Origin of the sequence: Streptomyces sp. NRRL F-525 (genome assembly GCF_000716605.1) — a bacterium.
Classification (GTDB): domain Bacteria; phylum Actinomycetota; class Actinomycetes; order Streptomycetales; family Streptomycetaceae; genus Streptomyces.
This window is the reverse complement of sequence record NZ_JNXE01000095.1, coordinates 1-3,626: the sequence shown is the minus strand read 5'-3', so window position 1 is coordinate 3,626 and position 3,626 is coordinate 1. Positions and strand designations below refer to the sequence as shown.

General features: G+C 69.2%; 4 protein-coding genes. 2 read left to right on the top strand and 2 right to left on the bottom strand.

Annotated features, from left to right (window positions below):
* On the top strand, positions 1-1,213 hold a 1,213-nt coding region (gene treS / locus OO69_RS47965), incomplete at its 5' end, for a maltose alpha-D-glucosyltransferase (protein WP_033287360.1).
* Positions 1,214-1,320: 107 nt separating this feature from the next.
* Positions 1,321-2,706, top strand: coding sequence for a maltokinase N-terminal cap-like domain-containing protein (locus OO69_RS47960; RefSeq protein WP_033287359.1), 1,386 nt, complete (start codon positions 1,321-1,323; stop codon positions 2,704-2,706).
* Positions 2,707-2,752: 46 nt separating this feature from the next.
* Here OO69_RS47960 and OO69_RS49730 read toward each other — a convergent pair whose 3' ends face one another.
* Together OO69_RS49730 and OO69_RS47950 are read right to left on the bottom strand one after the other, a co-directional pair.
* Positions 2,753-3,265, bottom strand: a complete 513-nt coding sequence (locus OO69_RS49730; protein WP_158713545.1) for a hypothetical protein — start codon at positions 3,263-3,265, stop codon at positions 2,753-2,755.
* 162 nt (positions 3,266-3,427) lie between these two features.
* A partial coding sequence (locus OO69_RS47950; RefSeq protein WP_033287358.1) for a hypothetical protein occupies positions 3,428-3,626 on the bottom strand: 199 nt, incomplete at its 5' end.

Genomic DNA, 3,626 nt, shown 5'->3' with positions numbered 1-3,626 from the left:
CGAAGCCTCCAACTGGACCTTCGACCCCGTCCGCAAGCAGTACTTCTGGCACCGCTTCTTCTCCCACCAGCCGGACCTCAACTACGAGAACCCGGCCGTGCAGGAAGAGATCATCTCGGCGCTGAAGTTCTGGCTGGACCTGGGCATCGACGGCTTCCGCCTGGACGCGGTCCCGTATCTGTTCGCGGCCGAGGGCACCAACTGCGAAAACCTTCCGGCAACCCATGAGTTCCTGCGCCGGGTGCGGAAGGAGATCGACGCGCAGTACCCCGACACGGTGGTGCTGGCGGAGGCGAACCAGTGGCCCGAGGACGTCGTCGACTACTTCGGCGACTTCCAGAGCGGCGGCGACGAATGCCACATGGCGTTCCACTTCCCGGTGATGCCCCGCATCTTCATGGCGGTCCGCCGGGAGTCCCGCTACCCCGTCTCGGAGATCCTGGCCAAGACCCCCGCGATCCCGTCCGGCTGCCAGTGGGGCATCTTCCTGCGCAACCACGACGAGTTGACCTTGGAAATGGTCACCGACGAGGAACGCGACTACATGTGGGCGGAGTACGCGAAGGACCCGCGTATGCGAGCCAACATCGGCATCAGGCGGCGTCTGGCCCCGCTCCTGGACAACGACCGCAACCAGATCGAACTGTTCACGGCCCTGCTCCTCTCCCTCCCCGGCTCGCCGATCCTCTACTACGGCGACGAGATCGGCATGGGCGACAACATCTGGCTCGGCGACCGCGACGCCGTGCGCACGCCGATGCAGTGGACACCGGATCGCAACGCAGGTTTTTCGTCCTGTGACCCCGGCCGCCTGTCGCTGCCGACCATCATGGACCCCGTCTACGGCTACCAGGTCACCAACGTCGAGGCGTCGATGTCGTCGCCCTCCTCGCTGCTGCACTGGACGCGCCGCATGATCGAGATCCGTAAGCAGAACCTGGCGTTCGGGCTGGGTTCGTACCGGGAGCTGCCGTCGTCCAATCCGGCGGTGATCGCGTTCCTGCGCGAGTACGAGGACGACCTCGTGCTGTGCGTGAACAACTTCTCCCGGTTCGCGCAGCCGACGGAACTGGACCTGCGGGCGTTCAATGGGAGGCATCCCGTCGAACTGTTCGGCGGGGTGCGCTTTCCGGCCGTAGGAGAGCTGCCGTACTTGCTGACGCTGGCGGGGCACGGCTTCTACTGGTTCCGGCTCCGCAAGGAAGCCGCGTAGATCCTTGCCGGATCCCGGTGGGGTGGGGCGGTTTCGGTTTCTCCCGCCCCGCCCGGGGCACGCAACAGTGACACCCCGACCTACCCCGGGGAAAGGAACGTGACACTATGGCGGAAACTGTCACACTTTCCGGCCGGACCAGTCCCGGTTCCGGTCCCGGCCTCCTCGCGTCACTGGACCCCCTCCTGCGGGAGTGGCTGCCGAGGCAACGGTGGTTCGCGGGCAAAGGCCGTCCCGTCACGGGTTTCTCGCTGGTGGCGGCGACCGAGCTGCTCCCGATGGACGGCACCAAGCCGGGCCTCTACCACCTCCTGGTCCGCGCCCACCAGTCCCCCGCCCCCGGCGACTGCTACCAGCTCCTCATAGGCGTGCGCGAGGCGCTGCCACCCCGGCTCGCGCCCGCGCTGATCGGACATGTGGAGGAGGGCCCGCTCGCCGGTCACACGGTGTACGAGGCCCTGTACGACCCCCGGCCCGCCGAGGTGCTCCTGGAGGCGCTGCGCACCCAGGCCCGCATCGGCGGGCTGCGCTTCGAACGGGCCCCGGACGCCCCGGAGATCGCCCCCGGTCTGACCCCGCGCCTGATGACAGCCGAACAGTCCAATTCATCGGTCGTCTACGGCGATACGCACATCCTGAAACTGCTACGCCGCATCGTCCCTGGCACCAACCCGGACCTCGAACTCCCGCTGGCCCTCGCCCTGGAGGGCTGCCCCCGGGTACCGGCCCCGACGGCCTGGCTACGGGCGGAGTTCGCCGACGAGCCGTACGTCCTGGGAGTCCTCCAGCCTTTCGTGCAGGGTGCGGCGGACGGCTGGGAGCTGGCGCTGAGCGAACTGTCCAAGGGCGAGGACTTCGGCGCGGAGGCGAGGTCGCTGGGCAGGGCGACGGCGGAGGTCCACGTGGCCCTGGCCCGAGCGCTGCCGACGATGACCTTGGGCAGTGCCCAACTGGAACTGCTGGTGAACGGCATGACCGAGCGCCTGGACGCGGCGGCGCAGGCGGTCCCGGCCCTCCGCCCGTACGCGCCGGGCCTGCACTCGGCGTTCTCGGCGCTGGCGGACTTGGCGGCGGAGGGCGAGACATGGACCGCCCAACGCATCCACGGCGACCTGCACCTCGGCCAGTGCCTGCACTCCCCGTCCGGGGAATGGTCCCTGATCGACTTCGAGGGCGAACCCTCCCGCCCCCTCGCCGAACGCCGTATGCCCCAGCCTCCGGTACGGGACATCGCGGGGATGCTCCGTTCCTTCGACTACGCGGCCCACTCGACGACACCGCCCGCGCCCGGCTGGGCGGACATGTGCCGGGCGGCGTACTGCTCGGGGTACGCGGAGGTGACGGGCGTCGATCCGCGCACGGATCCGGTCCTGCTCCGCGCGTACGAGACGGACAAGGCGATCTACGAAGTCCTCTACGAGGCCCGCCACCGCCCGGACTGGCTCCCGGTCCCGTTGTCGGCGGTACGCCGACTGTCCAGCCCCACGACTTGACACGACCAACCTCGAACTCACACCGCCCACCTCGAACCCACCCCGCTCAGGAGGCTCCACCCGTGACCCCGCGTCCCCCGTCGAACGGTTCCGATCCGAAGCCGAACAAGAAAACGGCCGAGGGGAGGAGCGGTGCGGAAGTGCGGCCGGCGGTTTCTGGGGGGACGGGGAGCAGGGGCAAGGGGGCGGCTCCGGAGAAGGCGATGAAGAAGAGGGGCGGGACGAAGGGGGCGGCGGCCAAGCAAGCTACGAAGAAGAACGCCGTGGCGAAGACTGGTTCGGCGGAAGACACCTCGGCGACAGAAGCTGCGACGGAGAAGGCCATGACGAAGACGGGCGCCGCGAAGACGGGTACGGCGAAGAGGACGAACGTGACCGCGAGGATCCCGGCGGAGACGGGCTCGGCAGAAGACGTCGTGGCGGAGACAGGCAGCGCGAGGAAGACCGTGACGAAGAAGACCGCAGCGAAGAAGGCCGTGCCCAAGAAGGGTGCCGGGAAGAAGAACTCGGCGAAGAAGGGCCTGGCCAGGAAGACGATCGCGGCCGACGAGAAGCCCACGCGGAGGATGGTGACCGCCGACACAGGGGTGGATCCGGGGACGGCTTCTCCCGCACGGGAAAGCGCGGCTTCCGTCTCGGAGGGCACAGATTCCGCACCTGAGCAGGGGGCACCCGCAGCGCAGGAGGCTTCCGCAGCGGAGCAGGCGGCTTCCACCCCGGGTCAGGAGGTTACTGCCCCCGGCATCGCGTCCACCTCGGAACCGGGTGCAACCTCGGAACCGGCCTCGCCGCCGGCGGCGACCACCGCACCGGCCCCGGCGCCAACGCCGCTGACGACCGCGGCTGACACCCCGGAGTCGGCCACCCAGCCCACCCCACCGGCCACCCCCTCCCCGCCCACCTCCAGGAAGGCCGCGAGC

Excerpts from the sequence above, each read along its gene's own strand:
- OO69_RS47960 (WP_033287359.1), top strand. The coding sequence starts at position 1,321 with ATGGCGGAAACTGTCACACTTTCCGGCCGGACCAGTCCCGGTTCCGGT.